The organism is Bradyrhizobium sp. AZCC 1719, from assembly GCF_036924525.1.
Taxonomy (GTDB): domain Bacteria; phylum Pseudomonadota; class Alphaproteobacteria; order Rhizobiales; family Xanthobacteraceae; genus Bradyrhizobium.
The window spans coordinates 2,149,590-2,163,396 of record NZ_JAZHRU010000001.1 but is presented as its reverse complement, the minus strand read 5'-3'; the positions used below and the strand labels follow the sequence as shown (position 1 = coordinate 2,163,396).

The window sequence follows — 13,807 nt, the reverse complement described above, 5'->3', positions numbered from 1 at the left end:
CAAGCCCGGCCATGACGGAGAAGGTTAGCAGACCCGCTGGGCAATTGCTTCGGTGCTGGCCGAAATGTCAGCAGGTGGCAACTAGGCCGGCTTCGACGGATCGTAGAAGAACCGCTCGCGAAATACCTTGTCGCCGCGCCATTCCTGCAGCGCGACTTCGTCGAACCGGCCGGTCTTGCCTGAATGAAAGACAAAGTCGAAAATCCAGTGGATCGCGACATGGTCGCCCTCAACGATCGAGGTCACGCAGGTCGAGGTCACGCTTTTGACCCGCTCCAACACCGCGCGCTCATGCGCCACGAGTACGTCGCGGCCGACCCGTGGCGGAGCGGCGTTCTCCTGCATGCTGGCGTCCTCGGTGTAGAAGCGCTCGATCGCGCCGGCATGATCGCCGGAGACGACGGCGGCGATGAATTCATCGAGACGGGCGCGCGACGGCATGGGACCTCCGGCAATTAGACACTCGGACCTGGAATCTCGTCGACCGCCTGCAGCTTCGCGCGACGCTTGGCAAATGACGCAAACGAGAGCACCGCAAGGCCGAGCAGCACCGGCGGGAACACTACCATGTTTACCATCGACCAGCCGTAATGCGCCAGCAACTGGCCGGACGAGAACGACCCCAGCGCCATCATCCCGAAGATCAGGAAGTCGTTGAACGCCTGCACCTTGTTGCGCTCCTGCGGCCGATGCGTCTCCAGCACCAGCGCCGAGGCGCCGATAAAGGCAAAATTCCAGCCGACACCGAGCACGATCAGCGTCGCCCAGAAATGCAGCGCGGTGATGCCGGAAAGGCCGATCGCGGCAGCGGCGGCTTCCAGGGTCAGGCCAAGTGCCACGATTGTCGGTGCGCCGAAACGCGCGATCAGCGAGCCCGTGAAGAAGCTCGGCCCGTACATCGCCACGATGTGCCACTGGATGCCGAAATTGGAATCGCTCACCGTAAGCCCGCACATCTTCATGGCGAGCGGCGCAGAAGTCATGACGAGATTCATCATGGGGTAGGCGATCACGCCGCACAGCGCCGCGGCAATGAAGCGCGGTTGCCGTGCAATCTCGAACAGCGGCCGCCCGCCATGCATGTCCGACGGTGCCGGCTTCGGCGCGTCGACGCCCCACAGCACCGCCGTCGCCACCAGCGCGACGAACGCCTGCACCACGAAGCTGAACGCAAACAGATAAGGCGGCCAGATATCCATGGTCCACTGCACGAGCTGCGGACCGAGCACGCCGGCGAACACGCCGCCGGCCATTACCCAGGACACGGCTTTCGGCCGGAACGCTCTGCTGGCGCCGTCGGCGGCGGCAAAACGATAGGACTGCGCGACTGCGCCGTAGAGGCCGCCGAGGAAGGTCGCGAAGCAGAACAGCCAGAACGAGGCGTAGAGAACGGCGGCGGCGGCGAGCGCACCGGTGAGGATTCCGCAGAAGGTGCCAATGATGAACGCGACACGGCGGCCATAGGCGCGCGAGATCGCACCTGTCGGCAGCGTGCCCGCGGCGAGCCCCAGCACGTACATCGATAGCGGCACGGTGGCGAGCGAGATGGTCGGCGCCAGCGTCGCGCCGACGATCGAGCCGGTGGCGAAAATCACCGCCGAATTGGCGCCGGTCAGCGCCTGCGCCGCGGCGAGCCGCAGCACGTTGGCGCGCGCGCGGGCGTCGTTCGATACCTCTTCGGTGGCTGTCGTATCCAGCATCGGCATTCCCGCCCGGCAGGCCCCGGGCCGGGAGCCTCGTTGATTGATTCCGCGGCACTATGAAGACACGGGGCGGCGCGATCAACCGACGCAAACGGGCGCACGCTATGCGCCGACGTCACCCTTGGTGGATGGCGCGAAGACCACAATCATGTTGTTGGCCGGCATTGCTACGGTTTCGATCAGCGAAAGGCCGACGCTCTCAGCCAATGTACTGAGCTCTCCGATGTCGCGCACGCCCCATTCGGCGTCCTGCTCGCGCAGGCTGGTGTCGAACACGGCGTTGCTCATCGCGGTGTGCTTGCCGTCGCGCTTGAACGGGCCATAGAGAAACAGTCGTCCGTCGTTATGGAGATAACGCGCCGCGCCGGCGAACAGGCCCTCGGCGACGCGCCAGGGCGCGATGTGGATCACGTTGGCGCAGAACACCGCGAGCAGTTTGCCCGGCCCGCTGCCGTCATGCATCGCCGGACACCAGGCCGGGTCGGCGAGATCGACCCGCAGCACTGAGCGAATGTTCGGCAGACCGGCATGCGTGCGCCACGCTTCGATGCTCTTGAGATGTCGTTCATTGAGATCGCTCGGCCACCAGGTGATGTCGGGCGTGCGCTTTGCAAAATGCACCACATGCTGGCCGGTGCCGCTGCCGGCTTCCAGCACGTCGCCGGATTTGCCGGTGAGGAATTTTTGCAGCACCGCCCAGATCGGTTCGTGGTTGCGGTGGAATGCCGCCGCGTCGAGCCGTCCGTCGGACTCGACCGGCCGGCCATCCTTGCCGAATTCCGCCACATGCTCAGCCATCGCAGTTCGGTCCCGAAAAAATCAGTGGCTCAGCCATCACTTCAGATCGCCGCAGAAGATCTCCTTCAACACCCCAAGCAGACGCAATGTGCGCTGGTCGGCGACGCGATAGTGCAGCGTCTGCGAGGTTCGCCGGAATTCGACCAGGCCGTCGGCGCGCAATTTCGCCAGATGCTGCGATAGCGCGGACTGACTGAGATTCACGATGGCGACCAGCTCGCCCACCGTCATCTCGCCGCGCACGGCAAGAAAGCAGAGGATCAGCAGACGCTTCTCATTGGCGAGCATTTTCAGGAGCTGCGCGGCGTCACCGGCCTGCTTCGCCAGCTTCTTCAGCGCCGCTGCGTCGTCGGCGCCGGAGGCAAAGGCGGTCTCTTGCGTAGTCTGTTGTTCAGTTTCCTGGGCTGCCGGGGCGGCTGCTCTCATCACTGCAGATCCGATATCGTTTTCCGCGCCTGCGAAGCAGACATACCATACTAGCGCGCCGGCCCTTCTTTAGCATTGACTAAATTAGTAAATGTGGATATCGGTTCAAAAAAGCAAGAAATTATGCGGCGATGCGGCCGCAAGGGGAAGAAAACGTGCGGCCAGACCCGTTACGCAGCAAAGCTGTTCTTTCTGATCCCGCCGCCCCGGATACCCCGATGGGCCGCCGCCGCTTCCTTGGCCTCGGCGCAGTCCTGACCGGCAGCCTCGCTGTTGGCGGCAAACAGGCCATAGCGGACCCCGCGCAGGAGTCTCCTCCCGCGGACGCGCCCTGGTCGCAATCGATCGGCGCCGGCGTGGTCGACCGGCCCTATGGCCGCCCCGCCGATACCGAAGCCTCCGTCATCCGCCGCAACGTGCCGTGGTTGACGGCGAGCGCGGAATCGTCGGTGAGCTTTTCGCCGCTGCAGGATCTGCACGGCATCATCACGCCGAACGGATTGTTCTTCGAGCGCCATCACGCCGGCCGCCCCGATATCGACCCGGCGCAGCACAAACTCATGATCCACGGCCTCGTCGAGCGTCCGCTGCTTCTCACCATGAAGGACATCATGCGCTTCCCGTCCGTGTCGCGCATCCATTTCATCGAATGCCCGGCCAATGGCGGCATGAACTGGCGCGCCGCGCAGATGAATTCGCTGCAGTTCAGCCACGGCATGGTCAGTTGCGCGGAATGGACCGGGGTCAAACTGTCGACGCTGCTGGAGGAAACCGGCATCAAAAAGCAGGCGAAGTGGGCGATGGTCGAAGGCGCCGACGGCGCGCATATGAACCGCAGCCTGCCGCTCGACAAATGCCTCGACGATTGCCTCGTGATCTATGCGCAGAACGGCGAGGCGCTGCGGCCCGAACAGGGCTACCCGCTGCGGCTGGTGGTGCCGGGCTGGGAAGGCAACGTCAACATCAAGTGGCTGCGCCGGATCAAGCTCGGCGAAAAGCCGTGGCACACCCGCGAGGAAACCTCGAAATACACCGACCTGATGCCGGACGGCACCTCGCGCGGCTTCACCTGGCTGATTGACGCCAAATCGGTCGTCACCTTTCCCTGCCCGGAAAAGCCACTCGATGGACCCGGCCTCTATGAAATCCGGGGACTGGCCTGGACCGGCAACGGCAGGGTCAAGCGCGTCGATGTCTCCATGGACGGCGGCATCAACTGGCAGACCGCGCGGCTGCACGAGCCGGTGCTGTCGAAGGCGCTGACGAAGTTCACCCTGCCCTGGCGCTGGGACGGCCGGCCCGCGCTGGTCGCATCCCGCGTTATCGACGAGACCGGTTATATGCAGCCGACAATTGCACAACTGCGCGCACAGCGCGGCTCAAACTCGGTCTACCACAACAATTCGATCCAGACCTGGCAGGTCAAGCCCGACGGAAGCGTCTTCAATGTACAGCTCGCGTAAGATTTGCCTGCCGATCATGGCCATCCTGCTTGCCTGCGCCGCAAGCCTCGCCGGCGCGGCCGAACCCGGCTCGTTCGGTTACGGCAGCGTAGCCACGCCGGCGCAGATCGCCGGATGGGACATCGACGTGCGCGGCGAGGACGGAACGGGCCTGCCGCCCGGCAAGGGCACGGTCGACAGGGGCGCCGAGGTTTATGCCGAGCAATGCGCTGCGTGCCATGGAACCTTCGGCGAGGGCGAAGGCCGGTTTCCGAAGCTTGTGGGCGGCGTCGGATCGCTCCGGGACGAGCGCCCGGAGCCGACCGTCGGCAGCTACTGGCCATTCGCCCCGACCCTGTGGGACTATATTAACCGCGCCATGCCGATGCAGGCGCCGCACACATTGTCAGCGGATGACGTTTATGCTTTGACCGCCTATATTCTGAACCTGAACGATCTCGTTCCCCATGAATTCGTTGCCGATCGCAACAGTTTGCCGAAAGTCAAAATGCGCAATCGCGACAATTTCATCTGGACCGACCCGCGCCCCGATACGATGTCAAAACCCTGCATGAACGATTGCGTCAACGCCGCCGATGTCAGGATATCGTCGACGGCTGAAGGCAGGAATCTGACGCCGCGCACGACCGGTCCGCTCGACACCATGCAACAGAAGTAGAAATTACGGAAACGCCTGTGACCGATCATTTCCCGACGAAATCCGCAAAGCTTCCGGCGTTGGCGCTGCTCGTCGCTCTGGCGTCCGCGGGCGCCGCGCAGGCGCAATCCGCGGTGGATGAAGGCCGCAAGCTGGCCTTCGACCGCAGCAAGGGCAATTGCCTGACCTGTCATGTCATCAAGGGCGGCAACCTTCCCGGCACGATCGGGCCCGAACTGGTCGACATCAAGAGCAAATATCCGAAGCGCGAGGATCTCGTCGCCATTCTCCATGACGAGACCCTGCGCAATCCGCTCACCGTGATGCCGCCGTTCGGACGCAATCGGATCCTGACCGAAAAGGAAATCGACGCGGTGGTGGATTTCCTGCAGACGCTTTAACGCAAGACGAGAGATCAAGCCTGTGACGTGCCAACGCAGGTTTTAGGAGATTTTCGATGAATAAGATTGATGTTGGATTTTCGACCACGCGGCGACTGATCCTGCAGGGTGCCGGCGCAGTCGCGCTCATCGGCCTCGGCAACCTTCCCTTCGGCCTGACGCCGGCGCTCGCCGCGGCCAACGACAAATATCCGGAAGAGGCGTTCAAGCAGAAGAGTGACGCCGACGTCATCAAGACGCTCTACGGCAAGACCGCCGAGCCATCGGACAAGGTCAAGATGGACGCGCCTGAGATCGCCGAGAACGGCGCCGTGGTGCCGATCTCGGTCTCTACAACCCTTGCCGACGTAACCTCGGTTGCGTTCCTCGTCAGTGAGAATCCGAACGTGCTGATCGCAAAGTACAACATCCCGGCCGGCACGCTGCCGAGCGTCGCCAACCGCATCAAGATGGCCAAGACCAGCAACGTGACCGTGCTGGTGGAAGCCGGCGGCAAGCTCTACAGCGCGTCCAAGGAAGTCAAAGTCACCGTCGGCGGTTGCGGCGGTTAAGGCAGGGAGAACTCACATGGCATCCACCATTCGCGTGCGCGCTTCTTCGAACGGCGACATCACCGAGGTGCAGGCGCTGATCCAGCATCCGATGGATTCCGGCTTCGTCAAGAACGCCAAGGGCGAGACCATTCCGCCGCACTTCATCCAGCAGCTCACCTTCGAGCATGACGGCAAGAACGTGTTCGCCGCCGATTGGGGCGGTGGTATCTCCAAGGACCCCTACGTCAAGTTCGCGTTCAAGGGCGCCAAGAAGGGTGACGAGCTGAAAATAAGCTGGGTCGACAACAAGGGCGCGACCGACACCACCACGGCGAAGATCCAATGAAGCTGCGATCCGCGATCCTCCTGGCATCCGCCGCGATTGCGCTCGCCGCGCTGACGCTGGCGGGCGCGCCGCTGTTGGCAGCCGACGACAAGATCGATCCTGTCGCCGACGCCAAGGCGTTCCAGAAGTTCTTCAGAGACAAATTTCCCAAGGTAAAGTTCGAGGACTTCGTCAACGGCCCCTATTCGATGAACGAGGACCTTTATCGGCAGTGGCAGGACAAGGAGCAATTCCCGCCCTACGAGTTCTCGCTCGAAATGGGCAAGGAGATGTTCTCCAAGCCGTTCAAGAACGGCAAGACCTATGCCGACTGCTTCCCGAACGGCGGCATCGGCATCCGTCAGAACTACCCTTACTTCGACGAGAAGGAAGGCAAGGTCATCACCCTTGAGTTGGCCTTGAACCGCTGCCGCGAGGCCAATGGCGAGCCGCCGTTCTCCTATGTGAAGGACGAAATGGCGGCGCTGACCGCCTACATGGCCTTCACCTCGCGCGGCAAGCCGATGGACATCAAGATCCCGAACGATCCGCGCGCGCTCGCGGCTTACGAAAACGGCAAGGAATATTTCTACACGCGCCGCGGCCAGCTCAATTTCTCCTGCGCCACCTGCCACGTGCAGAGCCCGGGCGAACGCATCCGCGCCGAAATCCTCGCGCCCGCGCTTGGCATCGTCAACGCAATGCCGATCTACCGCTCGGAATGGAGCGGCATGGGCACCACCAGCCGGCGCTTCACCACCTGCAACAGCCAGATCCGCGCAGTGCCGCTCAGCCCGCAGGATGACGAATATCGCAACGTCGAATATTACCTGTCCTATGTCAGCAACGGACTGCCGATTTCAGGTCCAGGAGCGCGGCCATGAGGAACTTGATGCAGAAATCCGCATTAGTTCTGGCGCTATTTGCCGCGGATGCTGTACTCGCGCTCGCCGCGGGCTCCGAGGAGGAATTCAAGGCGGCCTACGCCGCGGCTGAAGCCGCCAACAAGGAGGCCGGCAAGCTACGCAACCAATGGACCACCACGGCGAACACGCTGGCGGCGGCGAAGAAGGCAGCGGACGCGGGTGATTTCGATAAGGCCGCCGCATCGGCCAAGGAAGCGGAGGCGCTGGCCAAGGCTTCGATCTTCCAGGCCACCAGCGAGAAGACCCGCTGGAAGGATCTGGAAATACGCTAGAGCATGATCCGGAAAAGTGGAAACCGGTTTTCCGACAAGATCATGCTCAAGAGATAAGCGCCACCACGACGCGCGGAGACCCGCATGACCATCCGCCGCCGCGATTTTCTGACGCTAGCGGGCGCTGCCACCCTGTCAGGCAGCCTGCCACGGTTGGCGCGCGGCGCCGATAATGGGGGCGTTTACGACCTCGAGCGGTTCGGCAATGCACGTATCCTGCACATCACGGATACGCATGCGCAGCTTCGGCCGGTGTTCTTCCGCGAGCCGAGCGTCAATCTCGGCGTTGGACCGATGCAGGGCAACCCGCCGCATCTGGTCGGACACGCCTTTCTCGATCGCTTTGGCATCCGCCCGGACAGTGCCGATGCCTATGCTTTCACCTACGTCGAGTTCGAGAAGGCCGCCGGCCGGTTCGGCAAGCTCGGTGGCTTCGCGCATCTGAAGACGTTGATTGATCGCATGCGCAGCGAAGCCGGCTCCGGCCGCTCGCTGCTGCTGGACGGAGGCGATCTCTGGCAGGGCACCGGTCTTGCCAATACCATGCGTGGCGTCGACATGGTGGAGGCCGCCAACCTGCTCGGCATCGAGGCGATGACCGGCCATTGGGAATTCACCTATGGCGAGAAGGCGCTGCGCGCCAACCTCGAACGCTTCAAGGGCGAGTTCCTGGCGCAGAACGTCTATCTCACTGAAGAAGCCGCCTTCAACGACGCCAAGGCGTTCGACCCGGCATCGGGGCGCGTGTTCAAGCCGTCCGTCATCAAGGAAATCGGTGGCTATCGCGTTGCCGTGATCGGACAGGCGTTCCCCTACGTGCCGATCGCCCATCCGAAGCGCTTCACACCGGACTGGAAGTTCGGCATCCGCGACGAGGAGCTGCAGAAACTCGTCGATACGCATCGTAACACCGACAAGGTCGACGCCGTCATTCTGCTCTCGCACAACGGCATGGATGTTGATCTCAAGCTCGCCAGCCGCGTCACCGGCATCGACGTCATTCTCGGCGGCCACACCCATGACGCCGTGCCGCAGCCGATTGCCGTCACCAACGCAGGCGGCACCACGCTCGTCACCAATGCCGGCTCGAACGGAAAATTTCTGGCGGTGCTCGACCTCGACATCGGCAAGGGCAAAATCAAGGAAGTGCGCTACCGGCTACTGCCGGTGTTTTCCGAACTGCTGAAGCCCGATCCGGCGATGCAGGCGCTGATCGATGAGATCCGCGAGCCGCAGGCAGTTGCGCTTAGCGAGAAGCTCGGTGTAGCCGACCGTCTGCTCTATCGCCGCGGCAATTTCAGCGGCAGCATGGACCAACTCATTTGTGACGCGCTGCTCGGCGAATTGAACGCGGAGATCGCGCTGTCGCCGGGTTTTCGCTGGGGTACGACGGCGCTGGCCGGCCAGCCGCTTACGATGGAGGACGTGATGGCGCAGACCGCCGTCACCTATCCGGAAACCTATGTCCAGACCATGACCGGCGGTCAGATCAAGGACGTGCTGGAAGACATCTGCGACAATCTCTTCAACACCGACCCCTATTACCAGCAGGGCGGCGACATGGTCCGCGTCGGCGGGCTCGCCTACACCTGCACGCCGACTGAAACCGTGGGAAAACGGATTTCCGAGCTCAAGCTCGACAATGGCCGCGCGCTGGAAGCCGACAAGCACTACAGAGTGGCGGGCTGGGCTTCCGTCAACGAGCAGAACGGCGCGCCGGTCTGGGATGTCGTCGCAAGGCATCTGAGGTCGGGCAAACCGCCGAACCGCTCGCCGCCGGGCGTGACACTGAAAGGCGTTGAAGGCAATCCGGGCATTGCGGGACAGGCATGACGGGCTTTTCGACTATGCTTCGCGTGATGGCCGCGGCGCTTCTGATTACAACCGCCGCGCCAGAGACCCGCGCCCAGCAGGCACCGCTGCAGGACAAGCCGTTCGCCGAGCACAAGATCGTGCTGCAGCTCTCCGACAGCGATCCGCGCAAGCAGGGCCTCGTGCTCAGCGTCGCCAGCAACCTGATGAAGCATTACGACCCCGACAAGGTGGCGATCGAGGTCGTCGCGTTCGGCCCCGGCATCGACCTGCTGCGCCCGGAAAATCCCAACCGCAAGATGGTCGAGAGCCTGGTCGCGCAAGGCGCGCGTTTCGACGTCTGCCTCAACACCGTCGATACGCTCGAACGCGAGGCCGGCAAGCGGCCGGAGTTCATCGCCGCGGCAACGCCGGTGCAGGTCGGCGTCGCGCAGATCCTGTTTCTGACGGAGAACGGGTATACGCTAGTGCGGCCGTGACCGCCTCCGCCGTCATTGCGAGCGAAGCGAAGCAATCCATCTATCCCCATGCGGATGCATGGATTGCTTCGTCGCTACGCTCCTCGCAATGACGGAAGCGTGGTAGAATGATGGAATTGCAGGAGCAGGGCTGGAACTACGTCCGGCCTTGATCCAACCTGAGTTAACGCGGACGTGTAGCCATGATCTTTCGTCAACTCTTCGACAGCGTGTCCGGCACCTACAGTTATCTGCTGGCGAGCCGCGCCGGCGGCGAGGCGTTGATCCTCGATCCCGTGCTGGAAAAGGCCGATCGCTACTGCCAGCTTCTGCGCGAGCTCGATCTGCGGCTGGTGAAGGCGGTCGACACCCATCTGCACGCCGACCACGTCACCGGCCTCGGCGAACTGCGCGACCGCACCCAGTGCATCACCATCATGGGTGAGCAGAGCAAGGCCGACGTGGTCTCGATGCGGGTGTCCGACGGCGACAAGGTGACGATCGAGGGGTTGAGCCTGGATGTCATGTACACGCCCGGCCACACCGACGATTCCTATAGCTATCTGATGGGTGACCGCGTCTTCACCGGCGACACGCTGTTGATCCGCGGCACCGGCCGCACCGATTTCCAGAACGGCTCTTCGCGCGCACAATATGAATCGATCTTCAACCGGCTTCTGAAACTGCCGGACGAGACGCTGGTATTCCCCGCCCATGACTACAAGGGCGACACGGTTTCCACCATCGGCGAGGAGCGCCGCTATAATCCGCGGCTGCAGGTACGCAACGTCGACGAGTACATTGAGTTGATGGCGAACCTGAAGCTGCCGAACCCGAAGATGATGGACGTCGCGGTGCCCGCCAACATGCATGTCGGCCTGCACCAGGAGGAGCTTGCCAAGCAGGGACTCGCGCTCTGTGCCCGCGACGCGATTGCGAGCCTTGGCCAGCCCGACATTCTGCTGGTGGATTTGCGCGAGACCAGCGAGCGCGCCAAGCATGGCACGATCTCGGGCGCGCTGCATGCGCCCTATCCCGGTATCTGCGAAAGCCTGCAGCCCGGTGGCATGCTGCGCGAAGTCGCCGCCGCGACCGGCCGCCGGGTGGTGTTCTTCTGCGCCTTCGGCGAGCGCTCAGCGATGGCGGTGGCCGCGGCAAAGAACGCGGGGCTGGCCAACACCGCGCATATCGAAGGCGGGCTGGACGCGTGGAAGAAGGTCGGTGGGCCGGTGGTTCAAGGGTGAAGATCGTAGGGCGGGCAAAGGCGCAAGCGCCGTGCCCACCATCTATCAGCACATCGACTCTGGATGGTGGGCACGCTTCGCTTTGCCCACCCTACAAAATCGAGCAAGCCTCACCGCCCCACCCGCGCCAATTCCGCCGTCAGCGCATCCAGCGCGTCGGCCAGCATCACGCCGCCGCATTCGGTCAGGCGCTCCGGAATCACGATGCGCCGCTCCGGCGGGTAGAAGCGCTCCAGCGCCGGATGGACCAGAAACGCCTGGCCGTCGTCTTGCGCATAATCGCCGGCTTGCGAAACCACGATGAAGTCGGGCCTCACGGACACGATCGCTTCCAGTGAGGCAAATCCGCCGAAGGCAAAGCCGAGATCGCCGGCGGCGCTGCGCAGCCCGACCTCGCTCAGCAGCGAACCGAGAAAGCCGTCGCTGCCCGCCACCCAGCCGCGCCGCGACAGCGGCAGCACGCGATAATGCCGCTCGGCAGCGGCACGGCGGGCGCGCGCCAGCGCGGCGTCGAGCCGCGCGATTTCGGCGGCCGCGCGATCGGGGTGCCCGGTCATGTCGCCGACCTCGCGGATCTGCGCGCGGGCTTCGTCGAGGTTTCGCGGCACGGCGAGCTCGGCAAGATGAAGGCCCTTCGTCTTCAACAGCTCCCGCGTCGAACGCTTGTCAAACGCACTGGCGATGACCAGGTCCGGCTTGAGCAAGAGCACGTCCTCGGCCGCGCCTGATAATACCGGATAGCGGCTGATGTCGCCCGCCCGCGATTGCCAGCCGTCGCGCGCGAAGCGGCTGAGTCCCAAAATCTGCTCGGGGTCGGCCAGAGTCAGCAGCAACTGATCGCTGCAGACATTCATCGACACCATACGCGGAAGGCTGGCCGCGAATGCCGCGCCGCTTGACATCGCCAACGCGACGATCGCGACAAGAAAGCCGAACCGTCGCATCAGATATCCGCCCAGGGAACGATCACCGCCTCACGCTGATATTCCGCGCGATAGGCGCTGATGCGAAACACGTCCGCCATCACCTGCTCCGATAGCCCCTCGCCCGGCGTACCCCACGACACCAGATTGCCTTCCTTCAGCACCAGCACATGGTCGGCAAACCGCGCAGCAAGCCCGAGATCGTGCGTCACCACGATGACCAGCACGCCCTTGTCCGCGGTCGCGCGCAAGTTCTTCATGACGTCGATCTGGTGCCGCGGATCGAGCGAGGCGGTCGGCTCGTCGGCCAGGATGATCGGCGCCTCCACCGCGAGCGCACGCGCCAGCGCCACGCGGCTGCGCTCGCCGCCGGACAACTCGGTGACGCGGCGATCGCTGAACTCCATCACGTCGACCGCCTGCATCGCGCGCAGCACGGCCTCGGCGTCTTTCGGCGACAGCCGCGCCGGATCGGTTGCGCCATGCGGGTAGCGGCCGAGCGCCACGATATCGCGCGCCGGCAGCGGCCAATGCACGAGATGCCCCTGCGGCAGATAACCGAAACGTTTGGCGCGCTCGCGCAGCGGCAGCGAGGCCAGCGCATCGCCGCCGACCGCGATCTCGCCCTCGGAGGGGATTAGCCCGGCCAGCGCCCGCAACAACGTCGTCTTGCCGGCGCCGTTCGGGCCGACCAGCGCCACCAGGTGTCCCGCCGATAGCGCCAGCGAAACGTCCTTCAGCACGACGCGGCCGGCGAGCCGCACGCCGAGTCTCCTTGCGATCAGCAGCGCGGCCTCGCTCATGCGACGCCTCCGCCGAGCGCGCGGCGTTCGCGCATGATCAGATAGAGGAAGAACGGCACGCCGATGATCGAGGTCAGCACGCCGACCTTGATGTCCGACGTCGAGGGAATGATGCGCACCGCAATATCGGCAGCTAGCAATAGCGCCGAGCCTGCGAGTGCGCTCGGCACCAACAGCCGCCCGGGATCGTGGCCGATCAACGGCCGCATCAGATGCGGCGCGACCAGGCCGATGAAACCGATGGTGCCGGTGACGGCGACCGCGCCGCCCACACCGAGCGCGACGCCCGAAATCACGAACAGCCGTAGACGCCCGACATCGACGCCAAGGCTCTGCGCGGTTTCCTCGCCCAGGCCCAGCGCCCGAAAAGCATGGCGCTGGCTGAACAGCATCAGCGCGCCGGCAATGATGAAGGGAAACGCCAGCATCACATGCTGAAAGCTGCGGTCCTCCAGCGAGCCGAGCAGCCAGAATGCGATCTCCAGCACCACGAACGGATTGCTGGAGAGGTTCATCACCAGGGCGGTGGCGGCCCCCGCAAAGCTCGAAATCGCCAGCCCCGACAGAATCAGGATCAGCAAACCCGCGTTGCGGCCGGCGATCGAAAGCAGCACGAACACCGAAGCAAACGCCGCGACGATCGCGGCGACCGGGAGCGCATAGGAGCGGACGTCGGCCAGCCCGAGCGCGATCACCAGCACTGCGCCGAACGCGGCCGATTGCGGCGCGCCGAACAGCGAGGGCGAGGCCAGCGGATTGCGGAGCAAACCTTGCAGCGATGCGCCTGACAGCCCGAGAATGGCACCGATCGCCAGCGCCAGCAGCATGCGCGGCAGGCGGATCTCCCGCACGATCACCTGCGCCACCTCGCTGCCGCCGCCGAACAGCGCTTCCGCCACCGCAAGCGGCGACAGCCGCACCGGACCGATGCCGAGCGAGATCAGCGTCAAGAGCACCACGAGGGCAGCAAGGGCTGCCGTCGCGCCGATCCGCCGGCGCGCGGCTTCCTCATTGGTCAGGGTTACGGCCTCAACACTCATCGATCGTCCTAAAGCAGGTTTACCCGCCCCGGTACAGGTGGCG

The 13,807-nt window shown here is 64.0% G+C and carries 17 protein-coding genes; 10 read left to right on the top strand and 7 right to left on the bottom strand.

Translation table 11 applies throughout. The annotated features are described in order from the left end of the window. Positions 1-81 precede the first annotated feature (81 nt). From V1292_RS10245 to V1292_RS10230, 4 genes are all read right to left on the bottom strand, one after another. Positions 82-441 (bottom strand): nuclear transport factor 2 family protein, encoded by a 360-nt coding sequence (locus V1292_RS10245; protein ID WP_334372245.1) that lies wholly within the window; start codon positions 439-441, stop codon positions 82-84. 14 nt (positions 442-455) lie between these two features. Beyond that, positions 456-1,700, bottom strand: coding sequence for an MFS transporter (locus tag V1292_RS10240; protein ID WP_334372244.1), 1,245 nt, complete (start codon positions 1,698-1,700; stop codon positions 456-458). Between the two features lie 105 nt (positions 1,701-1,805). After that, a complete protein-coding gene (locus tag V1292_RS10235) occupies positions 1,806-2,501 on the bottom strand; it encodes a DUF938 domain-containing protein (RefSeq protein WP_334372243.1) in 696 nt (231 codons plus the stop codon). 36 nt (positions 2,502-2,537) lie between these two features. Further along, positions 2,538-2,927: an ArsR/SmtB family transcription factor gene (locus V1292_RS10230; protein ID WP_334372241.1), complete on the bottom strand. Its 390-nt coding sequence runs from the start codon at positions 2,925-2,927 to the stop codon at positions 2,538-2,540. Positions 2,928-3,145: 218 nt separating this feature from the next. Here V1292_RS10230 and soxC point away from each other — a divergent pair, with 218 nt between their 5' ends. From soxC to V1292_RS10180, 10 genes are all read left to right on the top strand, one after another. After that, complete coding sequence (gene soxC / locus V1292_RS10225; protein WP_334372239.1) at positions 3,146-4,390, top strand: sulfite dehydrogenase; 1,245 nt, start codon at positions 3,146-3,148, stop codon at positions 4,388-4,390. Further along, a complete protein-coding gene (locus V1292_RS10220; RefSeq protein WP_334372237.1) occupies positions 4,374-5,048 on the top strand; it encodes a c-type cytochrome in 675 nt (224 codons plus the stop codon). Before soxC ends, V1292_RS10220 begins: the two co-directional genes overlap by 17 nt. 59 nt (positions 5,049-5,107) lie before the next feature. After that, on the top strand, positions 5,108-5,428 hold the full coding sequence (gene soxX, locus V1292_RS10215) for a sulfur oxidation c-type cytochrome SoxX (protein WP_334376988.1): 321 nt from the start codon (positions 5,108-5,110) through the stop codon (positions 5,426-5,428). Between the two features lie 56 nt (positions 5,429-5,484). After that, complete coding sequence (soxY, locus tag V1292_RS10210) at positions 5,485-5,979, top strand: thiosulfate oxidation carrier protein SoxY (protein ID WP_334372235.1); 495 nt, start codon at positions 5,485-5,487, stop codon at positions 5,977-5,979. 16 nt (positions 5,980-5,995) lie between these two features. After that, complete coding sequence (gene soxZ, locus V1292_RS10205) at positions 5,996-6,307, top strand: thiosulfate oxidation carrier complex protein SoxZ (protein ID WP_057841279.1); 312 nt, start codon at positions 5,996-5,998, stop codon at positions 6,305-6,307. After that, the gene (gene soxA, locus V1292_RS10200) at positions 6,304-7,170 is read left to right on the top strand and encodes a sulfur oxidation c-type cytochrome SoxA (protein WP_334372233.1); all 867 of its coding nucleotides are present in this window, start codon (positions 6,304-6,306) and stop codon (positions 7,168-7,170) included. Before soxZ ends, soxA begins: the two co-directional genes overlap by 4 nt. Next, entirely contained in the window at positions 7,167-7,484 is a 318-nt protein-coding gene (locus tag V1292_RS10195; RefSeq protein ID WP_442895511.1) for a hypothetical protein, read from the top strand. The genes soxA and V1292_RS10195 overlap by 4 nt, the downstream gene beginning before the upstream one ends. 84 nt (positions 7,485-7,568) lie before the next feature. Continuing rightward, complete coding sequence (gene soxB / locus V1292_RS10190; protein ID WP_334372232.1) at positions 7,569-9,317, top strand: thiosulfohydrolase SoxB; 1,749 nt, start codon at positions 7,569-7,571, stop codon at positions 9,315-9,317. Positions 9,318-9,331: 14 nt separating this feature from the next. Then, a complete protein-coding gene (locus tag V1292_RS10185) occupies positions 9,332-9,775 on the top strand; it encodes a DsrE family protein (protein WP_442895607.1) in 444 nt (147 codons plus the stop codon). A 182-nt stretch (positions 9,776-9,957) separates the two neighbouring features. Further along, positions 9,958-10,998, top strand: a complete 1,041-nt coding sequence (locus tag V1292_RS10180; RefSeq protein WP_334372230.1) for an MBL fold metallo-hydrolase — start codon at positions 9,958-9,960, stop codon at positions 10,996-10,998. A 110-nt stretch (positions 10,999-11,108) separates the two neighbouring features. Here V1292_RS10180 and V1292_RS10175 read toward each other — a convergent pair whose 3' ends face one another. From V1292_RS10175 to V1292_RS10165, 3 genes are read right to left on the bottom strand one after another with little or no spacing between them, the layout of a single operon-like run. Then, positions 11,109-11,942 carry an ABC transporter substrate-binding protein gene (locus V1292_RS10175; protein WP_334372229.1) on the bottom strand — a complete coding sequence of 278 codons (834 nt, stop codon included), beginning with the start codon at positions 11,940-11,942 and terminating at the stop codon, positions 11,109-11,111. Further along, positions 11,942-12,724 carry an ABC transporter ATP-binding protein gene (locus tag V1292_RS10170; RefSeq protein ID WP_334372227.1) on the bottom strand — a complete coding sequence of 261 codons (783 nt, stop codon included), beginning with the start codon at positions 12,722-12,724 and terminating at the stop codon, positions 11,942-11,944. Before V1292_RS10170 ends, V1292_RS10175 begins: the two co-directional genes overlap by 1 nt. Further along, the gene (locus tag V1292_RS10165; RefSeq protein WP_334372225.1) at positions 12,721-13,764 is read right to left on the bottom strand and encodes a FecCD family ABC transporter permease; all 1,044 of its coding nucleotides are present in this window, start codon (positions 13,762-13,764) and stop codon (positions 12,721-12,723) included. The genes V1292_RS10170 and V1292_RS10165 overlap by 4 nt, the downstream gene beginning before the upstream one ends. Between the last annotated feature and the right edge of the window lie 43 nt (positions 13,765-13,807).

Bases quoted from the DNA above. Each gene is read 5' to 3' on its own strand.
- V1292_RS10245 (WP_334372245.1), bottom strand. From the start codon at position 441: ATGCCGTCGCGCGCCCGTCTCGATGAATTCATCGCCGCCGTCGTCTCC.
- V1292_RS10240 (WP_334372244.1), bottom strand. From the start codon at position 1,700: ATGCTGGATACGACAGCCACCGAAGAGGTATCGAACGACGCCCGCGCG.
- V1292_RS10235 (WP_334372243.1), bottom strand. From the start codon at position 2,501: ATGGCTGAGCATGTGGCGGAATTCGGCAAGGATGGCCGGCCGGTCGAG.
- V1292_RS10230 (WP_334372241.1), bottom strand. From the start codon at position 2,927: ATGAGAGCAGCCGCCCCGGCAGCCCAGGAAACTGAACAACAGACTACG.
- soxC (WP_334372239.1), top strand. From the start codon at position 3,146: ATGGGCCGCCGCCGCTTCCTTGGCCTCGGCGCAGTCCTGACCGGCAGC.
- V1292_RS10220 (WP_334372237.1), top strand. From the start codon at position 4,374: ATGTACAGCTCGCGTAAGATTTGCCTGCCGATCATGGCCATCCTGCTT.
- soxY (WP_334372235.1), top strand. From the start codon at position 5,485: ATGAATAAGATTGATGTTGGATTTTCGACCACGCGGCGACTGATCCTG.
- soxZ (WP_057841279.1), top strand. From the start codon at position 5,996: ATGGCATCCACCATTCGCGTGCGCGCTTCTTCGAACGGCGACATCACC.
- soxA (WP_334372233.1), top strand. From the start codon at position 6,304: ATGAAGCTGCGATCCGCGATCCTCCTGGCATCCGCCGCGATTGCGCTC.
- V1292_RS10195 (WP_442895511.1), top strand. From the start codon at position 7,167: ATGAGGAACTTGATGCAGAAATCCGCATTAGTTCTGGCGCTATTTGCC.
- soxB (WP_334372232.1), top strand. From the start codon at position 7,569: ATGACCATCCGCCGCCGCGATTTTCTGACGCTAGCGGGCGCTGCCACC.
- V1292_RS10185 (WP_442895607.1), top strand. From the start codon at position 9,332: ATGCTTCGCGTGATGGCCGCGGCGCTTCTGATTACAACCGCCGCGCCA.
- V1292_RS10180 (WP_334372230.1), top strand. From the start codon at position 9,958: ATGATCTTTCGTCAACTCTTCGACAGCGTGTCCGGCACCTACAGTTAT.
- V1292_RS10175 (WP_334372229.1), bottom strand. From the start codon at position 11,942: ATGCGACGGTTCGGCTTTCTTGTCGCGATCGTCGCGTTGGCGATGTCA.
- V1292_RS10170 (WP_334372227.1), bottom strand. From the start codon at position 12,724: ATGAGCGAGGCCGCGCTGCTGATCGCAAGGAGACTCGGCGTGCGGCTC.
- V1292_RS10165 (WP_334372225.1), bottom strand. From the start codon at position 13,764: ATGAGTGTTGAGGCCGTAACCCTGACCAATGAGGAAGCCGCGCGCCGG.